The 26,647-nt window shown below is 64.1% G+C and carries 24 protein-coding genes; 18 read left to right on the plus strand and 6 right to left on the minus strand.

Features of this window, described 5'->3' with window-relative positions:
• The 4 genes from lnt to trmB all read left to right on the plus strand — a co-directional run bounded on the left by lnt (position 1) and on the right by trmB (position 4,407).
• Positions 1-1,611, plus strand: coding sequence for an apolipoprotein N-acyltransferase (lnt, locus tag QXZ85_RS08145; protein WP_315703149.1), 1,611 nt, complete (start codon positions 1-3; stop codon positions 1,609-1,611).
• Positions 1,612-1,844: 233 nt separating this feature from the next.
• Positions 1,845-2,261 (plus strand): helix-turn-helix transcriptional regulator, encoded by a 417-nt coding sequence (locus QXZ85_RS08150; RefSeq protein WP_315702374.1) that lies wholly within the window; start codon positions 1,845-1,847, stop codon positions 2,259-2,261.
• Positions 2,262-2,548: 287 nt separating this feature from the next.
• Entirely contained in the window at positions 2,549-3,679 is a 1,131-nt protein-coding gene (locus QXZ85_RS08155; protein ID WP_315702373.1) for a M20 family metallopeptidase, read from the plus strand.
• A 14-nt stretch (positions 3,680-3,693) separates the two neighbouring features.
• Entirely contained in the window at positions 3,694-4,407 is a 714-nt protein-coding gene (trmB, locus tag QXZ85_RS08160) for a tRNA (guanosine(46)-N7)-methyltransferase TrmB (protein WP_315767732.1), read from the plus strand.
• 74 nt (positions 4,408-4,481) lie between these two features.
• On the opposite strand, the gene QXZ85_RS08165 is transcribed toward trmB, so the two are convergent.
• Positions 4,482-5,558: a DUF2336 domain-containing protein gene (locus QXZ85_RS08165; RefSeq protein WP_315766371.1), complete on the minus strand. Its 1,077-nt coding sequence runs from the start codon at positions 5,556-5,558 to the stop codon at positions 4,482-4,484.
• A gap of 414 nt (positions 5,559-5,972) precedes the next feature.
• On the opposite strand from QXZ85_RS08165, the gene rimP reads away from it, so the two are divergent.
• From rimP to QXZ85_RS08220, 11 genes are all read left to right on the plus strand, one after another.
• The gene (rimP, locus tag QXZ85_RS08170; protein ID WP_315702371.1) at positions 5,973-6,734 is read left to right on the plus strand and encodes a ribosome maturation factor RimP; all 762 of its coding nucleotides are present in this window, start codon (positions 5,973-5,975) and stop codon (positions 6,732-6,734) included.
• Between the two features lie 13 nt (positions 6,735-6,747).
• A complete protein-coding gene (nusA, locus tag QXZ85_RS08175) occupies positions 6,748-8,361 on the plus strand; it encodes a transcription termination factor NusA (RefSeq protein ID WP_315702370.1) in 1,614 nt (537 codons plus the stop codon).
• 67 nt (positions 8,362-8,428) lie between these two features.
• Complete coding sequence (locus QXZ85_RS08180; RefSeq protein WP_315702369.1) at positions 8,429-9,130, plus strand: RNA-binding protein; 702 nt, start codon at positions 8,429-8,431, stop codon at positions 9,128-9,130.
• A gap of 65 nt (positions 9,131-9,195) precedes the next feature.
• Positions 9,196-11,958, plus strand: a complete 2,763-nt coding sequence (gene infB, locus QXZ85_RS08185; protein ID WP_315702368.1) for a translation initiation factor IF-2 — start codon at positions 9,196-9,198, stop codon at positions 11,956-11,958.
• Positions 11,959-12,167: 209 nt separating this feature from the next.
• Positions 12,168-12,584 carry a 30S ribosome-binding factor RbfA gene (gene rbfA / locus QXZ85_RS08190; RefSeq protein ID WP_315702367.1) on the plus strand — a complete coding sequence of 139 codons (417 nt, stop codon included), beginning with the start codon at positions 12,168-12,170 and terminating at the stop codon, positions 12,582-12,584.
• On the plus strand, positions 12,584-13,681 hold the full coding sequence (gene truB / locus QXZ85_RS08195; protein ID WP_315702366.1) for a tRNA pseudouridine(55) synthase TruB: 1,098 nt from the start codon (positions 12,584-12,586) through the stop codon (positions 13,679-13,681). Before rbfA ends, truB begins: the two co-directional genes overlap by 1 nt.
• 2 nt (positions 13,682-13,683) lie before the next feature.
• Positions 13,684-13,953: a 30S ribosomal protein S15 gene (gene rpsO / locus QXZ85_RS08200; protein ID WP_315702365.1), complete on the plus strand. Its 270-nt coding sequence runs from the start codon at positions 13,684-13,686 to the stop codon at positions 13,951-13,953.
• Between the two features lie 354 nt (positions 13,954-14,307).
• Positions 14,308-16,470, plus strand: a complete 2,163-nt coding sequence (gene pnp / locus QXZ85_RS08205) for a polyribonucleotide nucleotidyltransferase (RefSeq protein ID WP_315702364.1) — start codon at positions 14,308-14,310, stop codon at positions 16,468-16,470.
• Between the two features lie 255 nt (positions 16,471-16,725).
• On the plus strand, positions 16,726-17,187 hold the full coding sequence (locus QXZ85_RS08210) for a GNAT family N-acetyltransferase (RefSeq protein WP_315702363.1): 462 nt from the start codon (positions 16,726-16,728) through the stop codon (positions 17,185-17,187).
• 121 nt (positions 17,188-17,308) lie between these two features.
• Positions 17,309-18,160 carry a hypothetical protein gene (locus QXZ85_RS08215; protein WP_315702362.1) on the plus strand — a complete coding sequence of 284 codons (852 nt, stop codon included), beginning with the start codon at positions 17,309-17,311 and terminating at the stop codon, positions 18,158-18,160.
• A gap of 85 nt (positions 18,161-18,245) precedes the next feature.
• The gene (locus tag QXZ85_RS08220) at positions 18,246-18,845 is read left to right on the plus strand and encodes a glutathione S-transferase family protein (RefSeq protein WP_315728102.1); all 600 of its coding nucleotides are present in this window, start codon (positions 18,246-18,248) and stop codon (positions 18,843-18,845) included.
• A 2-nt stretch (positions 18,846-18,847) separates the two neighbouring features.
• Here the strand turns inward: QXZ85_RS08220 and fabI are convergent, their stop codons facing one another.
• The 3 genes from fabI to fabA form a co-directional block, all read right to left on the minus strand.
• Entirely contained in the window at positions 18,848-19,645 is a 798-nt protein-coding gene (gene fabI / locus QXZ85_RS08225) for an enoyl-ACP reductase FabI (RefSeq protein ID WP_315702360.1), read from the minus strand.
• A 176-nt stretch (positions 19,646-19,821) separates the two neighbouring features.
• The gene (gene fabB, locus QXZ85_RS08230; RefSeq protein WP_315702359.1) at positions 19,822-21,045 is read right to left on the minus strand and encodes a beta-ketoacyl-ACP synthase I; all 1,224 of its coding nucleotides are present in this window, start codon (positions 21,043-21,045) and stop codon (positions 19,822-19,824) included.
• 73 nt (positions 21,046-21,118) lie between these two features.
• Complete coding sequence (gene fabA / locus QXZ85_RS08235; protein ID WP_315703148.1) at positions 21,119-21,640, minus strand: 3-hydroxyacyl-[acyl-carrier-protein] dehydratase FabA; 522 nt, start codon at positions 21,638-21,640, stop codon at positions 21,119-21,121.
• 432 nt (positions 21,641-22,072) lie between these two features.
• Between fabA and irrA the strand changes: the two genes are divergently transcribed.
• Positions 22,073-22,546, plus strand: coding sequence for an iron response transcriptional regulator IrrA (gene irrA, locus QXZ85_RS08240; RefSeq protein WP_409977480.1), 474 nt, complete (start codon positions 22,073-22,075; stop codon positions 22,544-22,546).
• 126 nt (positions 22,547-22,672) lie between these two features.
• Here irrA and QXZ85_RS08245 read toward each other — a convergent pair whose 3' ends face one another.
• The gene (locus QXZ85_RS08245; RefSeq protein ID WP_315702358.1) at positions 22,673-23,200 is read right to left on the minus strand and encodes an SH3 domain-containing protein; all 528 of its coding nucleotides are present in this window, start codon (positions 23,198-23,200) and stop codon (positions 22,673-22,675) included.
• A gap of 336 nt (positions 23,201-23,536) precedes the next feature.
• On the opposite strand from QXZ85_RS08245, the gene QXZ85_RS08250 reads away from it, so the two are divergent.
• On the plus strand, positions 23,537-24,538 hold the full coding sequence (locus tag QXZ85_RS08250) for a D-glycerate dehydrogenase (protein ID WP_315702357.1): 1,002 nt from the start codon (positions 23,537-23,539) through the stop codon (positions 24,536-24,538).
• Between the two features lie 183 nt (positions 24,539-24,721).
• Entirely contained in the window at positions 24,722-25,723 is a 1,002-nt protein-coding gene (locus QXZ85_RS08255) for an aldo/keto reductase (RefSeq protein ID WP_315743539.1), read from the plus strand.
• Positions 25,724-25,760: 37 nt separating this feature from the next.
• Here the strand turns inward: QXZ85_RS08255 and QXZ85_RS08260 are convergent, their stop codons facing one another.
• Positions 25,761-26,561, minus strand: a complete 801-nt coding sequence (locus QXZ85_RS08260) for a molybdopterin-synthase adenylyltransferase MoeB (protein ID WP_315767731.1) — start codon at positions 26,559-26,561, stop codon at positions 25,761-25,763.
• Positions 26,562-26,647 lie beyond the last annotated feature (86 nt).

The following is a 26,647-nucleotide window of genomic DNA, read 5'->3' on the forward strand; positions in this document are numbered from 1 at the left end:
ATGCTTTCAACGTTGCGCGGGCTTGCGCTTGGAATCATTCTGTCCTGGGGTTGGAAGCGCGCAGGCATCGCGCTCGCGGCCGGCGCGCTCTCGGCGCTCGCGATGGCGCCGTTCAATGCCTGGCCGGTGCTGTTCGTCACCTTCCCGGTGATGGTCTGGCTGACCGACGGCGCGGGCGCTGGGCGGTTCAAGGGCGTTCCGGCGGCGGCGCTGACCGGCTTCTGGTTCGGTCTCGGCTATTTCGTGCCGGGCCTTTACTGGATCGGCTACGCCTTCTTGGTCGACGCCCAGACCTTCGCCTGGCTGATGCCCTTCGCCGTGCTCGGGCTTCCCGCTTATCTCGCGCTGTTCCCGGCGCTGGGCTTTGCCGCGGCGCGGCTGGTCTGGACGCGGGGCCCCACCCGCATCCTCGCGCTCGCGGTCGGCCTGACCGCGAGCGAATGGCTGCGCGGCCACGCGCTGACCGGCTTCCCCTGGAATGCATTCGGCTACGCGTTGGCCGAGCCGCTGGCCTTGGCCCAGTCGGCCGCACTGATCGGGCTCTGGGGCATGACGCTTGTTGCGGTCGCGATCTTTGCGAGCCCCGCAGTGCTGATCGATCGCACCGCACGTAAGCGTGTCCCCTGGCATATCCCCCTCGCCGCCCTCGCCGTTCTGGCCGCCATGGGGATCTTCGGCGCCGTCCGCCTATCCCTGCACCCCACGACCTTTGCGAGCAACGTCAAGCTCCGGATCATGCAGCCGAACCTGCAGCAGGACGTCAAATTCAACTATTCGGCCAAAGCGGAGGTGATGCGCAAATACCTGGCCCTGTCGGATCGCGCGTCCGGACCTCTCGCCACGGGCGTCCGCGACACCAATATCCTGATATGGCCGGAATCAGCCTTTCCGTTCTTCCTGACCCGCGAGGCAGATGCGATGGCGCAGATCGCCGATCTGTTGCCGCCGGGCACCGCGCTGATAACCGGTTCCGTACGTGCACCAGACATGCCACCAAATGCACGAATAACGCGCGCCTATAATTCGATCTACGTGATCGACCATGAGGGCAGCGTTGTATCGCTCTACGACAAACTGCATCTGGTGCCATTCGGCGAGTATCTGCCGCTCCAGAACTTGCTGGAACGGCTGGGTCTCGAACAATTAACCAAGGTGCAGGGCGGCTTCATTCCGGGGACCGTGCGGCGCAACCTCGATGTGCCGCATGCCCCGCGCGCGCTGCCGCTGATCTGCTATGAAGCGATCTTTCCCAATGAAATAGCTAGCGAATCGAATGATCGCGCCGGCTGGATGGTCAATCTGACGAATGACGGCTGGTTCGGAATTTCGACCGGCCCCTATCAGCATCTGCAGCAGGCAAGGTGGCGCGCCATCGAGCAAGGCTTGCCGCTGGTTCGCGCGGCCAATACGGGAATTTCCGCCGTCATCGATCCATTAGGACGCGTGATCGCGCGATTAGATCTCGGGATCGAAGGCATTCTCGATTCCGCACTGCCCGCGCCCATTCCGCCAACACCTTACGCGCGCAGCGGCGATCTCGCCTTCGTGATCCTGTTCGCCCTGTCCCTCATGGTCGTGATCCGCCGAAGCGTTGCACAAAAGCTTCCATGAACGCAGCTATCGGTGTTTCTCGTCACGTCCGTAAGAATTTTTTTTGACAAGCAAAACTCCAAGTGTTGACAGATTGCCGCTGCAATTCGCATTCTCGCGCGGCAGTACGATCCCGTTCAATTCGCTGCTCACCCCGCATCGTGATTAGGACTCTGAGCAGAGTTTGACGGTATTTGCGCCTGAGGCATACTGCGGTCGCCTCATTCCCCGGGCCTCATTCAAGGAGTTGAGAGATGTCGACGAAAGCGCCCAACCCTGTTGACAAACATGTCGGCAGCCGGGTGCGGATGCGCCGTATCATGTTGGGCATGAGCCAGGAAAAGCTCGGTGAGGCTCTCGGCCTCACGTTCCAGCAGATACAGAAATACGAAAAGGGCACGAACCGGGTTGGTGCGAGCCGGATTCAGCAGATTTCCGAGGTCCTGCAGATCCCGGTGTCGTTCTTATTCGAAGGAGTTCCAACTGGCGGGACTAACGGAGAAGCCTTTGGCGAAGGTGCTTCGCCGGCCTACGTGTCCGACTTTCTTGCGACTTCCGAAGGCCTGGCCCTGACCCGCGCATTTACGCGGATCAACGATTCCAAGCTTCGCCGCAGCATTGTCGACCTCGTCGAGCAGATTGCCGACCGCGAAGCGCCCGAAGAGCGCTAGGTGTGATCAGTTAGCCCGGCTCCATATCGCCGGGCGACCCGCCCGAAGAGGCCAATAGACAAACTGCATGGAAATGATTAGAGCGCGATGGCTCCCACCGGGACATGCTATCGCGCTCTATTTGTTTTCGCGGGCATGCCTTGGCCGGCGATCCGGCGCCCGCGGCGGTTGTCGCGCCGGAATGCTGAGCTCTGCAGCCGATCTTGCGAAAGCGCACTTGAGGCGAGCGGGGCAGCACTTGATGGGCGAGCGGGGCAGCACTTGATGAAGGTGACGAACCAATAACCATGACTGCGATTAGCCATCCCTTCGATAGCAGCATCATCCTCGCCGGCATCCGACGCTGGGTCGAGATCGAAACGCCGACCGATGCACCTGAACAAGTCAACCGTTTGGCCACGCTGGTTGCCGAGGGCTATCGCGACCTCCCCGTCGAGATCGAGCGGGTCGCCGGCCGGGATGGCTGCGGCGACCATCTGCTGGCGCGCTCGTCATGGGGCCAGGATGCACCGGGCATCCTGGTGCTCAGCCATCTCGACACCGTTCATCCGCTTGGCTTCATCGAACGGCTGCCCTTCAAGGTGGAGGGGGACTGCGCCTATGGTCCCGGCATTTATGACATGAAGGGCGGGGCCTATCTCGCCTACTATGCGTTTCGTCAGCTTTGCCTGAGCGGCGAACGCGCGCCGCTGGGCATTACGCAATTGTTTGTTTCCGACGAGGAAATCGGCAGCCCGACCTCACGGGCGCTGATCGAGGCGGAAGGTCGTAAGGCGAAATATGTACTGGTGACGGAACCCGCCCGCGACGGCGGCAAGATCGTGACCGGGCGCAAGGGCGTGGCCCGTTTCGACATCTCGATCACCGGCGTGCCGGCCCATGCCGGCACCCGACCCGAGGACGGCCGCAGCGCGATCCGCGAGCTCGCCAATGTGATCCACGCATTGGAGGCGCTGAACGATCCCAAGCGGGGAGTCACGGTCAATGTCGGCGTCGTCCGTGGCGGCACCCGGCCGAACGTCATCCCGGAGATTGCCTATGCCGAGGTGGATGCCCGTCTCCCGACGCTGACCGACGCCGACGAAATCCTGGCCAAGATCCTGAACTTGAAGTCGCGCACCGAGGGCGTAACGGTCGAGGTGAAAGGCGAACTGAATCGTCCTCCTTACGAAAAGAGCAATGCCGGCGCGGCCCTGTTCGAGCACGCGCGGACGCTGGCGGACGAGATCGGTTTCGACCTCGTCGGCACCTCCACCGGCGGCGGCTCCGACGGCAATTTCACGGCGCCGTTCACGGCAACGCTCGACGGCCTCGGCGTCGACGGCAAGGGCGCACATACGCACTACGAACAGATGTATATCTCTTCGATCGAGCCGCGGACGCGGCTGTTGCACCGCCTGTATCAGACGCTGCGATGAAGGATGCCGTCCACATGCCGGACGCTGAGGGCCAAGGTGACGACGCGACATCGCATCGGCAAGGCTCGTTCTTCGGGCGCCGCAAAGGCCATCGGCTGCGGGCGCATCAGGCCGACCTGATCGAGCACCTGCTGCCGCATCTGGCACTCGATCTCGCACATCCGGCCGCCTCCGTCCTCGACCTGTTTGATCCTCCGGCCAAGGAGCTCAGGCTCGAGATCGGCTTTGGCGGCGGTGAGCATCTGGTTGCCGAGGCGCTCAGCTATCCGGAGACCGGTTTCATCGGCTGCGAGCCCTATGTCAACGGCATGGCCAAGATCCTGGCGCAGATCGAGGCTCATCATGTCCGCAACATCCGCTTGTTGGCCGGCGATGCCGCCGAGTTGCTGGCGTGGCTGCCGGCCGGATCGCTCGCCCGGATCGACCTGATCCATCCGGATCCCTGGCCGAAACGGCGACACTGGAAACGGCGGTTCGTGCAGGATGCGATGATCGCGGCAATGGCGCGAGCGCTCCGGCCGGGCGGCGAATTCCGCTTCGTCAGCGACATCGACGATTACTGCGCCTGGACGCTGTGGCATCTGTTGCGCTCGCCGCAGTTCGAGTGGACGGCCGAGCGCGCCGACGACTGGCGCCAGCCCTGGCCCGGCTACACCATGACCCGCTACGGTCAGAAGGCCACGCGTGAGGGCCGCGTCGCCAACTATCTGCGCTTCCGCAGAAAGTAACAGCGGCGCGGAGACGGCGGCGCGGCGGGAAGTCCCCGTTGCGATGGTTGCCAGCTCGTTACTGGGCGGTCCAGCTAATGCCTGGTCTTCCAGAACGTCACGACGCGCTCGGCCGTGGATGGCACGAGCCGTGCGTAGTTCACGCGAGCGGCTTCGATATCGGCCTGCGCAGGAATCCGCTTCGGTCCAAGCCGCAGCGTCATCAACGCGTGTACGGTTGCCCATTCCAGCCCGATGGTGCGACCGATGATCAGAAGTGGATCGTGACGGTCGCCCGACATCAGCCGGTCGAGGATCACGATCTTCAAACCCGACATCGCTGCCAGCGCGGCGACGGTCTCCTCATATTGATAGCTCCGCGCAAAGCTGAGCAGCGCGCTTTCGTTGAGGCCGCCGGACTCATAGAGCGCCAGAACGGTGCGCTGAGCCGGGACGAAATTCCGGGAGCTCGGGACCGATCCTGTCGTGCCATTGAGGTCCGCAACTGCCTCCTGGATCTTGGCCTGGCGCTCCGGCTTGACGACGTCAAACAGCCGTCGCCTGACCACTTCGAGAGACCCAGCAACGAGCGTCTTGAGATGCGCGTCCGACAGATCGTGACGTTTGCCCACGGTCAGCGTCAGCACGCCGTCGAAGCTCGCCCGGCTGACCAGCTCGGAATAGCCGAATTCTGAAAACCGTGCGCCGCCATTGCCCGCGGCGCGGCGGACGACGTCGCGGTCGCCGCGACAGACCAGGATATCCGTGACATCGGCCGAGAGCGTCGGCCGTTCCGACATTGCCAGGAGATGGTCCTGCCCCTGGTCGCGCGCGATCTCGATCAGGCAGGTTTCGTCGAGCACCGGGGAACGCCGCAAGAGCGGCCCCGCCACCATGATCTCGTCCTCGCGCGCGAGCTGGCGGACAAGAATCCGCGGCGCCCGGTCGAGCCGTGACAGCCGCTCGGCGAGATCGATCCGCGCAATCACATCCGTGTGCGGAACCAGCGCGATCAAAAGCCCGTCAAACAGGTTGATGTGTTCGGGACGAAGCTTGGCGGCATCTTCGAAGAACAAGTCCGCGATGCGGCGGGCAGCCTCGGATCGGCGCCCGCGATCACCCCGCCTGATGATCTGATCGACCCCGGGGATCAGCGAAATGGCGATGGTCATGGCAAGGACTCGATACGCAACACAATGGAGACCTACGGGAAGGGGGTCTCCGCCAGACGACCCGAAAATTCCGTGGAGTTTAACGGGTCTTGGTGAATCAACGGTTAGGTGCTCAGCCACCTCGTCGCGGGAGATGGCGTTCCGAATCGAGGCCAAAATCTCTCGGACCTGGCTTCCCGGCCCTTGCCGGATCGCACCAGAACCGCTATATCTACTGCAACTTACAGTTTCTCATATACGATCGCGTAGTGAGAGTGGGCCCTCCGGGACCCGCTCTTTTTTATTACCTGAACTCGCCGGCGGCCGAATCCGCAGCCGGGCTCGGGGAACGCGATCGGACGAGTTCCAAAAGCCCAAAGAGCCGGGACTGCAACTCACCGCATTGACAAGACCGTATCTGATCGACGCCTGACAATGACCGAGCCCACGTTAGACCCTGTCGACACCGACCTCTTGACCGAGCCTCGTCTCGTTGTCGAGCCGGGCGTGGCCGCGCGGGTGGCCGCGGTCGCGGCGCCGGTGCTGCAGGGCATGGGATATCGGCTGGTACGCATCCGGATTTCCGGCGAGGCCGGCTGCACGGTGCAGGTCATGGCGGAACGCCCGGACGGCACGATGCAGATCGAGGACTGTGAAGCAGTGTCGCGGGCACTGTCGCCGGTGCTCGACATCGCCGACCCAATCGAACGCGCCTATCGGCTGGAGATTTCCTCGCCCGGCATCGACCGACCGCTGGTGCGCCGCTCCGATTTCGTCCGTTACACCGGCCATCTGGTCAAGATCGAGATGGCTGTCGCGCATCAGAACCGCAAGCGGTTCCGCGGCATCCTGGCCGGCGTCGAGGGCGAGGCCGTGCGGGTGACCCGGGACGACGTGCCGAAGGATCAGGAGCCGGATGTGCTGCTGCCGATGGGCGACATCGGCGACGCCAAGCTGGTGCTGACCGACGAATTGATCGCGGAGTCGATGCGTCGCGGCAAGGCTGCCGAACGGGAGCTGAAGCGCGACCTCGGTCTCGCCCCACCCCTCGCGCCGCATGCCAAGCCGGCCGGCAAGGCCAAGGGTCCGAGCCAGCGTACAGACAAGAAACCGGCAAAGAAGCCTTTGCCGCAAAATACCAAGCAACATCGCCTCGCCGCGCAACGCGCGCGCAGGGGCGAGATCGATCCTGATTAGAGGAGACTGAGCCATGGCCGTCAGCGCCAACAGGTTGGAACTGCTGCAGATCGCCGACGCAGTCGCGCGCGAAAAGTCGATCGACCGTGGCATCGTGATCGCGGCGATGGAAGACGCGATCGCAAAGGCGGCCCGCGCCCGTTACGGCAGCGAGACCGACGTGCATGCCGAGATCGACCCCAAGCGCGGCGAACTGCGCCTGTCGCGCCACATGCTGGTGGTCGACAAGGTCGAGAACGCTTCGAACCAGATTTCTCTGGAGGATGCGCGGCGCGCCAATCCGGGCGCGCAGATCGGCGACACCATCGCCGACACGCTGCCGCCGCTGGAATATGGCCGCATCGCCGCGCAATCGGCCAAGCAGGTGATCGTGCAGAAGGTGCGCGAGGCCGAGCGCGACCGGCAGTATCAGGAATTCAAGGACCGCATCGGCGACATCGTCAACGGCGTCGTCAAGCGCGTCGAATATGGCAGCGTGATCCTCGACCTCGGTCGTGGCGAGGCCATCATCCGCCGCGACGAAATGCTACCGCGCGAGGTCTTCCGCAACGGCGACCGCGTCCGCGCCTATGTCTTCGACGTCCGCCGCGAGACCCGCGGCCCGCAGATCTTCCTGTCGCGGACCCATCCGCAGTTCATGGCGAAGCTGTTCGCGCAGGAGGTGCCGGAGATCTATGACGGCATCGTCGAAATCAAGGCGGTGGCCCGCGATCCGGGCTCGCGCGCCAAGATCGGCGTGGTGTCCCGCGATTCCTCGGTCGATCCGGTCGGCGCCTGCGTCGGCATGCGCGGCTCGCGCGTGCAGGCCGTGGTGAACGAGCTGCAGGGCGAGAAGATCGACATCATCCCGTGGTCGCCGGACATCGCGACCTTCGTGGTCAACGCGCTGGCCCCTGCCGAGGTCAGCAAGGTCGTGATCGATGAAGACCGGGAGCGTATCGAGGTCGTGGTTCCCGACACCAACAATCAGCTGTCGCTGGCGATCGGCCGCCGCGGCCAGAACGTCCGCTTGGCCTCGCAGCTGACCGGCTGGGACATCGACATCCTGACCGAGCAGGAAGAATCGGAGCGCCGTCAGGCCGATTTCGAGAACTCCACCCGCGTCTTCATGGAATCGCTGAATGTCGACGAGGTGGTCGGCCAGCTGCTGGCGTCCGAGGGCTTCACCTCGGTCGAGGAATTGGCACTGGTCGATCTGAAGGATCTGGCCGGCATCGAGGGCTTCGATGAGGAAACCGCGACCGAGCTGCAGACCCGGGCGCGCGAGTTCCTGGAGCAGCAGGAGGCTGAGCTCGAGGCCAAGCGCAAGGAGCTCGGCGTCGAGGACGCCTTGAAGACCGTTCCCGGCGTCACCTCCAAGATGCTGGTCAAGTTCGGCGAGAACGACATCAAGACGGTCGAGGATCTCGCCGGCTGCGCCACCGACGACCTGGTCGGCTGGACCGAGCGCAAGGACGGCGGCGAGCAGACCAAATATCCCGGCATCCTCGATGGCATCGATATTTCCCGCGACGACGCCGAGGAGATGGTCATGCAGGCCCGCGTTAAGGCCGGCTGGATCAGCGAGGCCGATCTGGCCAAGAAGCCCGAGGAGCAAGAGGCCTCCGAAGACCAGCCAGCAGCCTGACCCGATGGACGCGCTGATGACACCCGCCATGAACTCGCGCAGCTGAGATGAGGAGCCGCCCGACCGCATGCTCGCCCTGGCTGACCCCGAGCTCGACAATGGACCGCGGACCGACAAGTCCGCGACCATGCGGACCTGCGCGGTCAGTCGCGAGGTGCGGCCGATCAGCGAGCTGATCCGTTTCGTCGTCGCGCCCTCTGGCGAGGTCATACCTGATATCAAGCGCAAGCTCCCCGGCCGCGGGCTATGGATTTCAGCCTCGCGACAGACCGTTGCGGAAGCGGTGCGCCGTCACCATTTCAGCCGGGGCTTCAAGCGGGATGTTCGGGTCAACCCGGCCCTTGCCGAGGAGACCGACGCCTTGCTGGCGCGCAGCGCCATCGACGCGCTCGGGATCGCGGCCAAGGCGGGGCAGGTCGTTTCCGGTTTTGCCAAGGTCGAGGCGGCACTCTCACAGCGGCAAGCGCGGACAGGCCTTGCCGCGCTGATCCATGCCAGCGACGGTGCACCGGACGGAATCCGCAAGCTCGACGCGCTCGCGCGGCCAAATGCCGGGGATCCAGGGCAAGCCCCGACATTTCCAATCATCAGCTGCCTCACATCGGCAGAATTGGATTTGGCACTAGGGCGGTCAAATGTGATACATGCTGCCGTGCTCGCGGGCCCGGCGAGCAGGACATTCCTGTCGCGCAGCCAGACACTGGTCCGATACCGGTCGGCCGACGCTGACAAGACTGCCGGAACCGCGGCCGGGAATTCGAAGATCTAGCGACGATTTGCACGAATGGGACGGTGCGGCTTCCCGCACGAAAATAACGAGATTAGGACGACTGAATGGCCGACAACAATACTCCGGGCGACAAGAAACTGAGTGTCCCGAGCAAGACCTTGACGCTGAAGCCGCGCGTCGAGACCGGCACGGTGCGCCAGAGCTTCCCACACGGCCGGAGCAAGCAGGTGGTGGTCGAGAAGCGCGGCAAGCGCCGGATGGGCGATGGACCCGAGGCGCCGCACGCGCCGGAGCCGGTCGTCGCCAAGGCATCGCCGCCGCCGCCAAGCCCACGGCCTTCTGGCCCGCGGCAATCGGGTCCGGCGCAGCGCGGCGGATCCGGCGTGGTCCTGCGCACGCTGACCGAGGACGAGCGCTCCGCGCGCGCCAGCGCGCTGGCCGACGCTCGCCAGCGCGACGTCGAGGAGCGCCGTCAAGCCGAGGAAGAGGCACGGCGTCGCGCCGAGCGTGAGGCCGCCGAACGCGCTGAGCGCGAAGCTGCCGAAGCGCGCCGCAAGGCTGAGGAAGAACGCCACCGCCAGGAAGAGGAAGCCAAGCGCAAGGCCGAGCAAGAGGCCAAGAAGCGATTTGGCGAAGGCGAAGCGCGCCCACAACAGGCTGCTGCGGCCGCAGCACCGCAGCCGGCCGCGACAGCGCCGGCCCGGCCAACGCCCGCGCCTGGCCGCCCGATCGGCGCCCCCGGCAGTCGGCCACCACAAATCGGTTCCGGTTCGCGCCCCGCCGGCGCACAGCCCGCGGGCGCGCGCACGGCTGCCAGCGCCAGGCCCGCCGGCGGTCCGCTCGGCCGCACGCCTCCCGGCGTCGCCGCCGGGCCGGACGAGGATGAGGGTCCGCGCCAGATCCGCCGTGGTCCGGGCGGCGCCGCACGCCCGGTCATGGCGCCGAAGACCACGCACAAGCCCGCGCCCCAAAAGCAGCGCGGCCGCCTGACCGTGGTCACGGCGCTGACGGCCGACGATGTCCGCGAGCGCTCGATCGCCTCGTTCCGCCGCCGGACCCAGCGCCTGAAGGGCCATGCCGCCAACGAGTCGAAGGAGAAGCTGGTCCGCGAGGTGACGATCCCGGAAGCGATCACGATCCAGGAACTGGCGAACCGCATGTCGGAGCGCGCGGTCGACGTCATCCGCCTGCTGATGCGGCAGGGCGCGATGCACAAGATCACCGACGTGATCGATGCCGACACCGCGCAGCTGATCGCCGAGGAGCTCGGCCACAGCGTGAAGCGCGTGGCCGCCTCCGACGTCGAAGAAGGCCTGTTCGATGTAGTCGACGATTCCACCGACACCGAGCCGCGTTCGCCGGTCGTGACCGTGATGGGCCATGTCGACCACGGCAAGACCTCGCTGCTCGACGCGCTGCGCCACGCCAATGTGGTCTCCGGCGAAGCCGGCGGCATCACCCAGCACATCGGCGCCTATCAGGTGACCGCGCCGGATTCCGGCAAGAAGATCACCTTCATCGATACGCCCGGCCACGCCGCGTTCACCGCGATGCGCGCCCGCGGCGCCAAGGTCACCGACATCGTGGTGCTGGTGGTCGCGGCCGATGACGGCGTGATGCCGCAGACGATCGAGGCGATCAACCACGCCAAGGCGGCGAAGGTGCCGATGATCGTCGCGATCAACAAGATCGACAAGCCCGATGCACGGCCTGAACGGGTCCGCACCGAGCTGCTGCAGCACGAGGTGCAGGTCGAGTCGTTGGGCGGCGATGTCGTCGACGTCGAGGTATCCGCCAAGAACAAGACCAATCTCGATCGTCTCCTGGAGATGATCGCGCTGCAGGCCGAAATTCTCGACCTGAAGACCAACTCGCACCGTCCGGCCGAAGGCACCGTGATCGAAGCCAAGCTCGATCGCGGCCGCGGTCCGGTGGCGACCGTGCTGGTGCAGCGCGGCACCCTGCGTGTCGGCGACATCATCGTCGCCGGCGCCGAGATGGGCCGCGTGCGCGCGCTGATTTCTGACCAGGGCGAGACGCTGACCGAAGCCGGCCCCTCGGTGCCGGTCGAAGTGCTCGGCTTCAACGGTCCGCCGGAGGCCGGCGATCGTCTCGCGGTGGTCGAGAACGAAGCCCGCGCCCGCCAGGTCACCAGCTATCGTGCGCACCAGAAGCGCGAGAATGCCGCAGCCAACATTTCCGGCATGCGCGGCTCGCTCGAGCAGATGATGTCGCAGTTGAAGACGGCTGGCCGCAAGGAATTCCCGCTCGTCATCAAGGCCGACGTGCAGGGCTCGCTCGAAGCGATCCTGGGTTCGCTGGAGAAGCTCGGCACCGAGGAGGTCGCCGCCCGCATCCTGCACGCCGGCGTCGGCGGCATCAGCGAGTCCGACGTGACGCTCGCGGAAGGCTTCAACGCCGCGATCATCGGCTTCTCCGTCCGCGCCAACAAGGAGGCGGCCGCCGCCGCCAAGCGCAACGGCATCGAGATCCGCTACTACAACATCATCTACGACCTCGTGGATGACGTGAAGAAGGCGATGAGCGGTCTCTTGGCACCCACGCTTCGAGAAACCATGCTCGGCAACGCGCAGATCCTGGAGGTGTTCAACATCTCCAAGGTCGGCAAGGTCGCGGGCTGCCGGGTCACCGACGGCACCGTGGAGCGCGGCGCCAATGTCCGCCTGATCCGCGACAACGTCGTGGTTCACGAGGGCAAGCTGTCGACGCTGAAGCGCTTCAAGGACGAAGTGAAGGAAGTGCAGGCCGGCCAGGAATGCGGCATGGCCTTCGAGAACTACGGCGACATGCGTGTCGGCGACGTGATCGAGTGTTACCGCGTGGAGACGATCCAGCGCTCGCTGTAAGTCCAAATCTTACGTGCGTTGGAACGAAGCGAGGAGCGTCCCGCATGTGGCGGGGCGCTCGCCGCCTTTGAACTCACGAGAGCGCCGAAGCTCGGTGTTTCCTTTGAGGATTCGCCGGGGTCTTTTGAACTCCCGAGAGTGTCGTTGAACTCAACAGAATGACCGCAATCGCCGCGTAGCGCGCAGGCGATCACTATTGGATTTGAAAAATGCCTCGCCATCATCAGAAGGGAAGCGCAGCTCCCGGCGGATCGCAGCGTCAGCTGCGCGTGGCCGAAACCGTGCGCCACGCTGTCGCCGAGATTCTTTCCCACGGTAGCGCCCATGATCCGGACCTCGAGGGACACATCATCACGGTGCCCGAAGTCCGCATGTCGCCTGACCTGAAGCTTGCAACCATTTACGTGATGCCTCTCGGCGGACGCGACACCGAGATCGTGCTCGCGGCGCTGGAGCGCAACAAGAAAACTTTGCGCGGAGAGATCGCGCGTCGCGTTAACCTGAAATTTGCACCTGACATCCGCTTCCGCGTCGACGAACGATTCGATGAAGCGGAACGGATCGAGAAATTACTAAGAACACCTGCGGTGCAAAGAGACCTTCATTCGGATTCGGAAGAGAACTGATGAATATCCCCCCCGAAACCGGCGCCGTGCTGGCGCCAGACGCCGAAGCCACCGAACTCCGAGGCGATAAATCGGCCGGCGGACGCACGCAGCCGCGCGACAACAATGATCCCCGCAACAAGCAGCGCCACGGCAACCAGCCGCGCCGCGATCGCCGCGACGTCCACGGCTGGGTCGTGCTCGACAAGCCGGTCGGCATGACCTCGACCCAAGCAGTCGCGGTCGTGAAGCGGCTGTTCCAGGCCAAGCGCGCGGGGCACGCCGGCACGCTGGATCCGCTCGCCTCCGGCGGTCTTCCGATCGCGCTGGGTGAAGCCACCAAGACCGTCCCCTTCGTGATGGACGGCCGCAAGCGCTATCGCTTCACCGTATGCTGGGGCGAGGAACGCGACACCGACGACACCGAGGGGCGGGCAGTCCAGACCAGCGAGGCCCGGCCTAGCGTCGAGGCGATCCGTGCCCTGCTGCCGCAGTTCACCGGGCTGATCGCCCAGGTTCCGCCGCGCTATTCGGCGATCAAGGTACAGGGCGAACGTGCCTATGATCTGGCGCGCGACGGCGAGGTCGTCGAACTGGCCCCCCGCCCGGTCGAGATCCACGAATTAACGCTTGTAGAACAACCAGATAGCTCCCATTCGGTGTTCGAGGCCGAATGCGGCAAGGGAACCTATGTCCGGGCGCTGGCCCGCGACATCGGCCGCCTCCTCGGCTGTTACGGCCATATCTGCGCGCTCCGACGGACCCTGGTCGGCCCGTTTACCGAGAACGACATGATTCCGCTGGAACAATTGGAGGCTTTATGCAATAGAGCCGCGTCCGGCGAGGGAAGCCTCGCGGACGCCCTCTTGCCCGTTGAGACCGCGCTGGACGACATCCCGGCACTGGCCGTCACTCGGGCTGATGCGGCAAGGCTCCACAGGGGCCAGGCCGTTTTGTTGCGCGGACGGGATGCGCCCAATAGCAGCGGCACAGTCTATGTCACCGTCGCAGGCCGCCTTCTGGCGCTTGCTGAAATTGGCAATGGCGAACTCATCCCCAAGCGCGTGTTCAACCTGACCGGATTGACTGCAAACCCCGGTCGCAACGAAAGAGACTGACGATGTCGATTACCGCAGAACGCAAGGCGGAAATCATCAAGACCAGCGCCACCAAGCCCGGCGATACCGGCTCCCCCGAAGTTCAGGTCGCGATCCTCTCGGAGCGCATCAACAACCTGACCGGCCATTTCAAGACCCACGGCAAGGACAATCATTCGCGCCGCGGCCTCTTGAAGCTGGTGTCGACGCGCCGTTCGCTGCTCGACTACCTGAAGAAGACCGACGAGGCGCGCTACAAGGCGCTGCTCGAGAAGCACAACATCCGCCGTTAAGGTGGTGTTAGGAATGGACGCGCGCAACGTGGCGCGCGTTTTTGCATGAGCTTGCGAGAGCCGCCGGTTCGCGGCTTTCACCCTGCGAGTTCGCGTGTTGGGGCACGATCGGTGAGACACAGCAGACGCTGTTCCGACCGATTTGCCCAGTTTGCAGTATGTCCCAGCAGCAATCCGGCCGCTGGGCCTGACGGGCAAGGTGCCCGTTGACCGGAAGGATGGACACCATCCGAAAGATAAAAACCATGGCAGGATCGCAGGGCGCTGACCGCAATCCAGCGTCCTGCCATCTTGCGCATGGTTTTTGTGTTTCTGGGGCCGTGTCCTTCGCCGACTTCATGAAAGAAGATATCAATGTTCAATAAGCATTCCGTCGAAATCGACTGGGGTGGACGCCCCCTCAAGCTTGAAACCGGCAAGATCGCGCGACAGGCCGACGGCGCCGTGGTCGCCACCTACGGCGAGACCGTGGTGCTTGCCACCGTCGTCGCAGCCAAGGCACCGCGCGAGGGCGTCGACTTCCTGCCGCTGACCGTGGACTACCAGGAGAAGGCCTATGCCGCGGGCCGCATTCCCGGCGGCTATTTCAAGCGTGAAGGCCGTCCGACCGAGAAGGAGACGCTGGTCTCCCGCCTGATCGACCGCCCGATCCGTCCGCTGTTCGTCGACGCGTGGCGCAACGAGACCCAGGTGATCATCACCACGCTGTCGCACGACATGGAGAACGATCCGGACATCCTGGCAATGGTCGCAGCCTCCGCTGCGCTGACGCTTTCCGGCGTGCCGTTCAAGGGTCCCATCGGCGCTGCCCGGGTCGGCTTCGCCAATGACGAATACATCCTGAACCCGACGCTCGACGAGATGACCGACACCCAGCTCGATCTGGTCGTCGCCGGCACCTCGGACGCGGTGCTGATGGTGGAATCGGAGGCCAAGGAGCTCAACGAGGACATCATGCTCGGCGCGGTGATGTTCGGCCACCGCCACTTCCAGCCGGTGATCAACGCGATCATCGAGCTGGCGGAGAAGGCAGCCAAGGAACCGCGCGACGTTGCGATCATCGACAACGGCGAGATCGAGAAGGAGATGCTCGGGGTCGCCGAGCAGGACCTGCGCAAGGCCTATGCGATCCCGGTCAAGCAGGAGCGCTACGCTGCCGTCGGCGCCGCCAAAGAGAAGGTGATGGCGCACTTCTTCCCGGAAGGGCAGGAGCCGAAATACGACAAGCTCCGCGTCGCCGACGTGTTCAAGGAGCTGGAAGCCAAGATCGTCCGCTGGAACATCCTCGACACCGGCCGCCGCATCGACGGTCGCGACGTCAAGACCGTCCGCAACATCGTCTGCGAGGTCGGCGTGCTGCCCCGTGCTCACGGCTCGGCGCTGTTCACCCGCGGTGAGACCCAGGCGCTGGTCGTGACCACGCTCGGCACCGGTGAGGACGAGCAGTACATCGACGCGCTGTCGGGAACGTACAAGGAGACGTTCCTGCTGCACTACAATTTCCCGCCCTACTCGGTCGGCGAGACCGGCCGTCTCGGCGGCACCAAGCGCCGCGAGATCGGCCACGGCAAGCTGGCCTGGCGCGCGATCCACCCCGTCCTGCCGCCGCACCATGAATTCCCCTACACGGTGCGCGTGGTCTCGGAGATCACCGAGTCCAACGGCTCCTCGTCGATGGCGACCGTCTGCGGCTCGTCGCTGGCGCTGATGGATGCCGGCGTGCCGCTGAAGCGGCCGACCGCAGGCATCGCCATGGGTCTGATCCTGGAAGGCAGCCGCTACGCGGTTCTTTCGGACATTCTCGGCGACGAGGACCATCTCGGCGACATGGACTTCAAGGTCGCCGGCACCGAGGGCGGCATCACCTCGCTGCAGATGGACATCAAGATCGAGGGCATCACCGAGGAGATCATGCGGGTTGCGCTGGCGCAGGCCCGCGACGGCCGCATCCACATCCTGGGTGAGATGTCCAAGGCGCTGACTGCCGCGCGTGCCGAGCTCGGCGAATACGCGCCGCGCATCGAGACCTTCAAGATCGCCACCGACAAGATCCGCGAAGTGATCGGCACCGGCGGCAAGGTGATCCGCGAGATCGTCGAGAAGACCGGCGCCAAGGTCAACATCGAGGACGACGGCACCGTGAAGGTCGCCTCCAACGACGGCGAGGCGATGAAGGCCGCGATCAAGTGGATCAAGTCGATCGCCTCCGATCCGGAGATCGGCCAGATCTACGACGGCACCGTCGTGAAGGTGATGGAATTCGGCGCCTTCGTGAACTTCTTCGGTTCGCGCGACGGCCTCGTCCACATCTCCCAGCTCGCCGACAAGCGGGTGCAGAAGACCACCGACGTCGTCAAGGAAGGCGACAAGGTCAAGGTCAAGCTGCTCGGCTTCGACGATCGCGGCAAGACCCGGCTGTCGATGAAGGCGGTCGATCAGGAGACCGGCGAGGACCTCGAGGCCAAGCAGAAGGAAGCTGCCGCCACCGAGGCGCCGCGCGAGGCCGCCGGCGAGTAACCCGCGCAGGACTTGGCTGAAGACAACGAAAGGCGGCCGTCAGGGCCGCCTTTTTTGTTAGCTCAGCTTCATCGTCGCCCTAGTTGCGATATTCAGGTACGGACAGCCATTGGCTACGCCGTCACTGCGAGCGCAAGCGAAGCAATCCAGGAGCCAAAAAGCAGATCTGGATTGTTCGCCTTCGGCTCCTCGCAACGACGGCAGTTTCGGCGGCGCGTAACTCAAGCCACCTCGTTCCTCGTCAGGATCGTCACCATGACCATGATCATCCGCCTGGCCCGTTCAGACGAATACGATGCGATCGCAAAACTCTGGATGGACAGCTGGTGCTCGACAGGACTGGAGGTCCCGAGTGGGAGATTGCTCACTATCTTGAGAGAGCGCCTGCCGCGTGAGATCGCCGGAGGCTGGAGCCTCTATGTCGCCGAGTACGGCAGCGAGCTCGCCGCGATGCTCGCCGTGCACGTGCCAAAGCTCTACCTCGATCAGCTCATGATCGCGCCCAGTTATCAAGGCCGGTCGCTCGGCCGCCGGCTGCTCGCCTTCACCCGAGAATTGCTGCCGGATGAGATCTGGCTGCGCTGTGCTGAGGGCAACGAGAAGGCGTGGCGCTGGTACGAGCGCGAGGGCTTCGTGCTCGAGAAAGAAGAGGTCGAGCCATCGCACGTGCGGTTGATGAAATACTATCGCTGGAAGCGAGACCCGGCGACTCTGTGACGGTTGCGGCGGAGCATGATTGCTCCCGGCTGATGTTCAGCTTGCTGGTGCCGGGAACACTCTCTAGTTTCATGTGATCGGAACACGCCCGTTCACAGAGACGTCGCCCGCGAGATCAGTCATGTTGCGTTTTCTCGCCGCTGCGATAGCGGCATCCTCCTTCGCCGTCGCCGCATCAGCCCAAGCTCCGTCGAGCCAAGCACCGTCAGCCGAAGCGCGCTCTCCCCAAGTCCGATCGAAGGCGCCAGCCAAGACGGTCGCGAGGAAGCCATCCGGCCAAACCAAAGCCAGTGCGAAGCCAGTCGAAAGCGGCCCCTGCACCCTCGGCGTAGTCTCAGTCGTTGAAGACCGTCTGGAGATCGACAAATTCGGCGTCACGATATTCGAAACCGAGGTGACCGAGGTACCGGTCGAGGGCTGGGGACTTGGCGACCTCGTCGTGGCACGCGTGCGCGCCGCCACCGGCAACGATCCGACGGTCCGGAGGATCAGCTATCCGAAGGGCGCCTTTGAGCCCTACTACCATCCGAAATCGCGTTTCTTGCCCGATCCTCGCGAGAGTTTGACGTCGATCGTTCGAGACGTGACCGCCAATTCGAATTGCGACCGCTATCTCGTCGTGACGACGTTTGAAGGAAAAATCGCGGGCACGAACCTGACGGTGAAAGGCATCGGCGCCTATAATCAAGGCCTTGGCTCTCTCATCAGACACTCGCATCTGTTCGCCAATTTCACGATCAGCCTGATCGATGGAAAATCCTACGAGAGGATCAGCAGCTTTGCGGCGGACACCGGCTCACGACTCGCAGAAAGCATGAGGATCACCGAGGACCCTCTCAAGAAGCTCGACAACGCGGACTTCCCCGATCCCCCCTCGGCTGCTGCCAACAGCGTCGTGCTCCGCGAACGGATACGGACACTGGTTGCGGACAAGCTCGACCGCGATCTGCCGAAGTATCTTGAGAAGCAGTGAGCCACGACGTTGCAGCATCCCGCCGCCGGCGTCATTCGAGTGCAGCTCTGAAAGTGCATCCCCCAGCCAAGCGACGGAAACACCCATGATGCAACTCTATTGGGCTCCAAGGACGCGCTCGTTCACCGCGCTCTGGATGCTGGAAGAAGCCGGTCAACCCTATGAGCGGGTCCTTATCGACATCACCACAGGCGCGCAGAAGTCGGCCGAATATCTCGCGATCAATCCGATGGGCAAGGTGCCCGCGCTGAAGGATAGCGACGCGACGCTGGCCGAGGCTGCGGCGATCTGCGCCTATATCGCCGAGCGCTATCCGGAGGCGAAGCTCGCGCCTGCCGTCGGCGATCCACGCCGCGCGAAATACCTGCAATGGCTGTTCTTCGCGCCCGGCTGCATCGAGCCCGCGATGGTCCAGGTCGCGACCAAGCTGGAGATGAACCCGGTCGCCGCGGGCTGGGGCGAAGTCGCACGCGTGGTCGACGTGCTCGATCAGGCGCTGGCGAAAGGACCTTGGATTCTTGGCGAGGACTTCTCGGCCGCCGATGTCGTCATTGGCTCGGCGCTGAATTTCTCGGTCCGGCTGTTCAAGATGTTGCCGTCGCGGCCGTCCTTCGACGCCTATATCGGGCGCTGCATCGCGCGGCCCGCTTTCCAGCGCGCCGAGAAGATCGCCTCAGGCCAATAACGCTATTCCGGCGGCAGGTTCTCCGGCCGCGGCTGCAGCACGATGTTGAAACCGGAATCGACGTAATGGATTTCGCCGGTGACGCCGCCGGCGAGGTCGGACAACAAATACAGCGCGGAGCCGCCGAGCTCATCGAGCGTCACGCCGCGTCCGAGCGGCGAATGCTTCTGCTGGAATCCGAACATCGCTCGCGCGTCGCCGATCACCGAGCCGGCCAGCGTACGCACCGGACCGGCAGAGATCGCATTGACGCGAATGCGCTGGGCGCCGAAATCCGCCGCGAGATAGCGCACCGAGGACTCCAGCGCAGCCTTTGCGACGCCCATGACATTGTAGTTCGGCATCGCCCGCATCGAGGCGCCATAGGTCAGCGTGATCATCGAGCCGCCGTCGGTCATCAGCGGCACCGCCCGCTTCGCCACCTCGGTGAAGGAGAAGCAGGAGATCAGCATGGTGCGCAGGAAATTCTCGCGCGTGGTATCGGCATAGCGCCCACGCAACTCGTTCTTGTCGGTGAAGCCGATCGCATGAACGACGAAATCGAGCCGGTCCCAGCTCTTGCTCAGGGCCTCGAACACGGCATCAACGCTTGCGATGTCCTCGACATCGCAGGGCAGCACGAGATCCGATCCGAGCGTCTGAGCCAGCGGCCGCAGCCGCCGCGCCTGCGCGTCACCCTGATAGGTGAAGGCCATCTCGGCGCCATGGGCGGCGAGCGTCTTCGCAATGCCCCAGGCGATCGAATGATCATTGGCGATGCCCATGATCAGCCCGCGCTTGCCCTTCATCAGCTCGTGCATGGTGCAGTGCTTCCTAGTTTGCTGGAGGACGTCTCGGCCACGTCGAGGCGGCACGTGCCTGCACCTCGCCAGCAGTCGCCCGAGCCGTCAAGGGCTTGCTGGCCTGGACATGTCCGATGTCCTCACCAACGAGAGCCCGGTCCGATCCCTCGGATCGCCCAGGCCGTGCGATGGGGTTAGGCGTCGAGGTGCTTGAAGACCAGCGTGGCGTTGGTACCACCGAAGCCGAACGAGTTGGACAGCACCGTGCCGAGCTTGGCGTTGTCGATGCGCTTGCGTACGATCGGCATGTCCGCGAAGATCGGATCGAGCTCGGTGATGTTGGCGCTTTCACAGATGAAACCGTTCTTCATCATCAGAAGCGAATAGATCGCTTCCTGCACGCCGGTCGCACCGAGCGAATGCCCCGTCAGCGCCTTGGTCGCCGAGATCGGCGGACATTTCTCGCCCCTGCCGAACACCTTGCGGATCGCCTCGATTTCCGGCGGATCGCCGGCCGGCGTCGACGTGGCGTGCGGGTTGATATAGTCGATCTTGGTCTTGACCGTAGATAGCGCCATCTGCATGCAGCGCTCCGCGCCCTCGCCCGACGGTGCGACCATGTCATAGCCGTCGGAGGTAGCGCCATAGCCGACGAGCTCGGCATAGATCTTGGCGCCGCGCGCCTTGGCGTGCTCGAGTTCCTCCAGCACCACCACACCGGCACCGCCGGCGATCACGAAGCCATCGCGCGTGACGTCGTAGGGACGCGAGGCGGTGGCGGGCGTGTCATTGTGCTTGGAGGACATCGCGCCCATGGCGTCGAACAGCACCGACAGGGTCCAGTCAAGCTCCTCGCAGCCGCCGGCGAACATCACGTCCTGCTTGCCGTACTGGATCATCTCGTAGGCATTGCCGATGCAATGATTCGAGGTCGCACAGGCCGAGGAGATCGAGTAGTTCACGCCCTTGATCTTGAACCAGGTCGCAAGCGTGGCGGATGCGGTCGACGACATCGCCTTCGGCACTGCGAAAGGTCCGACCCGCTTCGGGCCCTTGGTGCGGGTGATATCCGCCGCTTCGACCACGGTGCGCGTCGACGGACCGCCGGAGCCCATGATGATGCCGGTCTTGATGTTGGAGACCTCGTTCGGCTCCAGCCCCGAGTCCTGGATCGCCTGCTCCATCGCGACGTGATTCCAGGCTGCGCCCTCACCGAGAAAGCGCATGGCCCGGCGGTCGACGACCTCGGCCGGATTCAGGGTCGGCGCACCTTGCACCTGCGAACGAAAGCCGAGCTCGGCATATTTCTCGGCGCGGGAGATGCCCGACTTCGCCTCATGGAGGCTCGCCAGCACTTCCTGGGTGTTGTTGCCGATCGATGAGACGATGCCCATCCCGGTGATGACAACCCGCCTCATGTCCGCCTCGCCTTACCCTTGTGTCCTTGCGCAATCACGGTTGCTACAATGTCTGTGTTTGGATGCGACCGGTTCAAGACGGCGCAGTCCCTTGTTTGAACAAGCCGACCTTCAGATCCTTGGCGCGATAGATAATCTCGCCGTCCATGGAAAGCCACCCATCGGCAATACCAAGTACCAGCTTTGAGCGCATCACGCGTTTGATGTCGACGTTGTACTCGACCTTGCGAACGTGCGGCAGCACCTGGCCGGAGAACTTCAACTCGCCGAGGCCGAGAGCCCTCCCGCGGCCTTCGCCGCCGATCCAGCCGAGGTAGAAACCCACCATCTGCCACAGCGCATCCAGGCCGAGGCAGCCCGGCATGACCGGGTCGTTCTTGAAATGGCAGGCAAAGAACCAGAGATCCGGCTTCACGTCGAGTTCGGCGCGGACCAGGCCCTTGCCGAATTCGCCGCCCGTATCGGTAATTTGCGTGATGCGATCGAACATCAGCATCGGCGGCAGCGGCAGCTGGGCATTACCCGGACCGAACAGCTCTCCGCGCCCGCAGGCCAGCAAGTCCTCATATTCATAACCGCTGCGCCGATCCAGCATGCTCAAATAGCCTCCTCAACATCTCCGATGGAGATTTTCGCGCGAAATCGGACCTGCCTCGCTGCCCAAGCGCCCGTTCACCAACCGTGTCGGAGGCAGCTTGAGCCAGGCCTCCTGGAGGTAAAAACCTGCAGTCGAACACCTGATGACGACGCCGGACGGCAAGCTCAAGGCAAAATGGCGATCACCATTGCCAAACGGGCCGTTCCGGTCCGGCCGCTCTCTAACATAGGGGCGTTCGGCGGCAAAGCACCGAGACCGGTTAAATCGCCGCATCTTTTTCCGGTCGTTTCCGAGGCGCTCGCGCGATTTAGGAGCGTTCTAGATAGGCTCAGTTGCGAAGAGCTTGCATCTGTACCGCTTTCTCTCCATATATCTTTTTAAGAGTATCAACTTGCGGTGTTTGAAGTGGACGCGACCGACAACGCATCGATCGTGAGTGACGACCGGACGAGCCGTGACAGGCTCGGAACCGGGCGCCAACCTGCGCTCAACGGCTGCCCCTGGCACGACGTCAACGAAATGCTGCAGGCGGCGGGCCTGCGTCCGACACGGCAACGCATGGCGTTGGGCTGGCTCTTGTTCGGGAAGGGCGCGCGGCATCTGACGGCCGAAATGCTCTATGAGGAAGCGACGCTGGCCAAAGTTCCGGTCTCGCTCGCCACCGTCTACAATACGCTCAACCAGCTCACCGATGCGGGGCTGCTGCGCCAGGTCAGCGTCGACGGCACGAAAACCTATTTCGACACCAACGTCACCACGCATCATCATTTTTATCTCGAGAACAACCACGAGCTGGTCGACATTCCCGATCAGCATCTGGCCTTGACCAAGCTTCCAGAGGTCCCGGACGGTTACGAGATTTCCCGCGTCGACATGGTGGTGCGCCTGCGCAAGAAGCGCTGAGCCGCTGGCACACTCTGCGGCGCTCGGACTTGTCGTCATGGCCGGATTGTTCCGGCCATTTTGCGTTTCAGGGCAAGACGAAGATCGGAATCGAGCCGCCGGTGATCGGCGCGGCGACACGGGCGCTTAGTTCACCTGCTCGTCGGCGTAGACGCCCCACAGCCTCTGCTGCTCGATCCAGCCATCAAAGCCGTTGCCGGAGACGTGGCACCAGGAGCCGTTGCACTTCTTGACCTGAGCGATCACGCCGGCCTGCAGGCGCGCGGTGACTGAGCTTGTCGCATCGGCGCTGTCGTAGAGCGAGGCGAGGTCATCCTTGTTCTTCATCGTCACGACAGCGGTGCGGCGGCCCGACAAAAGCGAATGATACACCCACCCCTCCGCGCCTTCGGAATCGCGCACCCGGCGCCAATTCTCATATTCGGCGGTGATCTCCACCGGCAGGCCCGAGCGGGTGTAGACCCAGGCGACATCGTTGTCCTTGGTCGGACCGGCCCGCACATTCACATGGTCCGATTTCAGGCTGACGTAGCGCGGCACGGGCAGGCCGCTGGTGGTCGGTGTGGAGTCCTTGGCCGAGGCAGGCGGGTTGAGCGCAAATCCCAGAAAGGCCGCGACCAGCATCACGAACGAAGAAAAACGCCCCAACGCCATCAAACGCAACTCACTCTCCCTCGCCGAATCGACGCCTCGACCGATTTCGCACGTGCAATCGTTCGCCCGCTCCCACCGACCCCGCCGGATCCCCCTGTGCGGGCGGGGACCTTCCGGCGGGCGTCCTGCGCCTTGTCTTGGGCCTGCCTTCTGCTACAGAGGACCGAACACAACGGCCAGGACGCGCCTCAACGTCCGGCGAATCCTTGCAAGGGACGGATCGGGAACCCCAAAACAGATCCGAGAGACCATCCCCTGGGAACGCCGGCATAGGCTGCGACGGTAGTTTCGGCGAACCCGGTTAATGAGGTCTGAAGGATCTCATGAGAGCAAGACATGTCGGTTAGGAAAAAGCCCCTGGTCGTGGTGACGCGCAAGTTGCCGGACTCGATCGAGACCCGGATGCGCGAGCTGTTCGACGCCCGGCTCAATCTCGACGACGAACCGATGAGCGCGGAGCAGTTGGCCGAGGCTGTGCGGACTGCCGACGTCCTGGTTCCGACGGTCACCGACCACATCACCGCCGACATCCTGAACACGCCCGAGAGCAAGCTGCGGCTGATCGCGAATTTCGGCAACGGCGTCGACAATATCGACGTGGCCGCAGCGATCGCGCGCGGCATCACCGTGACCAACACGCCGAAAGTGCTCACCGAGGATACCGCCGACATGACCATGGCGCTGATCCTTGCCGTGCCACGACGGCTGATCGAGGGCGCTTCGATCCTGACCGAGGGCAAGAACTGGGCGGGCTGGTCGCCGACCTGGATGCTCGGCCACCGTATCGGCGGCAAGCGGCTCGGCATCATCGGCATGGGCAGGATCGGTCAGGCGGTGGCGCGCCGCGCCCGCGCCTTCGGCCTGCAGATTCACTATCACAACCGCCGTCCGGTGGCCCCTGTCATCGCCGAGCAGCTGGGCGCGACCTATTGGGAAAGCCTGGACCAGATGCTGGCGCGGATGGACATCATCTCGGTGAACTGTCCGCACACGCCGGCCACGTTCCATCTGTTGTCGGCGCGGCGGCTGAAGCTGATCCGCAAGGACGCCTACATCGTCAACACCGCGCGCGGCGAGGTGATCGACGAAGAGACGATGACCAAGCTGATCGAATCCGGCGATATCGCCGGCGCCGGGCTCGACGTGTTCGAACATGAGCCTGCAGTCAGCCCGCGCCTGGTGCGGCTTGCCAAAGCCGGCAAGGTCACGCTGCTCCCGCACATGGGCTCGGCCACGATCGAAGGCCGGGTCGAAATGGGCGAGAAGGTCATCATCAACATCAAGACCTTCCTCGACAGCCATAAGCCACCGGATCGGGTGCTACCCAGCATGCTGTGAGCTTGCCCTGCCGTGCAGGGCGGGGGCGATCTTGCGTCGCTCCGAAGCCGCGGCCACGCTGATTGTTCGGCATTCCGAACGGTCCGTTCGGAATTGTCCGGCTTATCGAACCGAGGAAAACGATCGATATCCGCGTTGTCCAGTCGGCCCCAGCGGCCGCTGTCCCAGCGAAGGAGAACGATCATGGAAATCCGTCAACTCGGCGCGACCGGCCCACGCGTATCCGCCATTGGTCTTGGCTGCATGGGCATGTCGGACTTCTACGGTCCGGCCGACCGCTCCGAGAGCATCGCCACGATTCATGCCGCGCTCGATGCGGGCATCACGCTGCTCGACACCGGCGACTTCTACGGCATGGGCCATAACGAGACGCTGATCCGCGAGGCGCTTGCCTCGGCCGGGCCTCGCAACCTGCAGATCTCGGTCAAGTTCGGCGCGCTGCGCGATCCCGCCAAGGGTTGGCACGGCTACGATAGCCGGCCGGCTGCCGTGCGCAATTTCCTCGCCTACTCGCTGCAGCGGCTCGGCGTCGAAGCGATCGACATCTATCGTCCTGCCCGGCTCGATCCGTCGGTGCCGATCGAAGAGACCATCGGCGCCATGGCAGAGCTGAAGCAGGCCGGCTACATCAAGCATATCGGCCTGTCGGAAGTGGGTTCGGAGTCCATTCGCCGCGCCCACAAGGTGCATCCGATCAGCGACCTGCAGATCGAATATTCGCTCGTCTCGCGCGGCATCGAGGGCGACATCCTGAAGACCTGCCGCGAGCTCGGCATCGGCATCACCGCTTACGGCGTGCTCTCGCGCGGCCTGATCAGCGGCCACTGGTCGAAGGACCGGGCCGTGAAGGATTTCCGTAGCAGCGCGCCACGGTTTCAGGGCGACAATCTCGACAAGAATCTCGCGCTGGTCGAGACCTTGCGCGGAATCGCCGATGATATCGGCGCCTCTCCGGCACAGGTGGCGATCGCTTGGGTCGCGGCCCAAGGCAAGGATATCGTGCCGCTGGTCGGTGCAAGGCACCGCGACCGCCTGTCGGAAGCTCTCGGTGCGCTCGCGCTGAAGCTGACCGAGGCGCATCTCTCCGCGCTCGACAAGGCTTTCCCGCCGGGTGTTGCCGCCGGCGCCCGCTATCAGGAATCGCAGCTTGTCCATATGGACAGCGAGCGCCGACTGACGGCGTGATCGTCGCTGCCTCTCCCGCGTGCGGGAGAGGTCGATCTCACCGATGCGCGCTCAGATCGGCGATGACAGGCCCATCGCCATTCAGGGGATTGGTCGGATCGCGGCTGTAGCGCAGGGTCTCGAAGCGCATGGTGCGCGCGTCCAGCATCAGCAGCCGGCCGACCAGGCCGTCACCGAAACCGACGACCTCCCGGATCGCTTCCAGCGCCATCATCGAACCGAGGACGCCGGCGAGCGCGCCCATGACGCCGGCCTCCGCGCAGGCCGGCACGGTGCCGGGCGGCGGCGGTTCGGGAAACAGGCAGCGATAGGTCGGATTGAAAATGCCTTGCGCATTCGTCTCATGCGCGCGGATCGTGGTCAGCGAGGCATCGAAGGTGCCGAGCGCGCCGGTAATCAACGGCTTCCTCGCCAGGAAACAGGCATCCGACACCAGATATCGCGTGTCGAAATTGTCGGAGCCGTCGAGCACGAGATCATAAGCACCGACCACATCGAGCACGTTGTCGGCGTTCAGCCAGGTCCGATGCGCAACGACATTGACGTGCGGGTTGAGCGCCTGGATGCGCTCGGCCGCGCTCTCGACCTTGGGCCGGCCGATATCGGGCGTCGTATGAATCACCTGACGCTGCAGGTTGGAGAGCGACACGACATCATCATCGACCACACCGAGCGTGCCGACACCGGCCGCGGCGAGATACATCAAGGCCGGCGCGCCGAGCCCGCCGGCGCCAACCACCAGCACCGAGGCTCGCTTCAGCGCCGCCTGCCCGGGGCCGCCGACGTCGCGCAACACGATGTGGCGGGCATAACGCTCGAGTTCTTCCTCGCTCAGCATCGTCTCACACGTCCTTCCGCGAACTCTGACGGAGCCATCGGCCTTTCGGCAGCCTGAACCCGCGCCCGATTCGACCGACCAAGCAG

Origin of the sequence: Bradyrhizobium sp. SZCCHNGR1005, assembly GCF_032489995.1 — a bacterium.
Classification (GTDB): Bacteria; Pseudomonadota; Alphaproteobacteria; order Rhizobiales; family Xanthobacteraceae; genus Bradyrhizobium.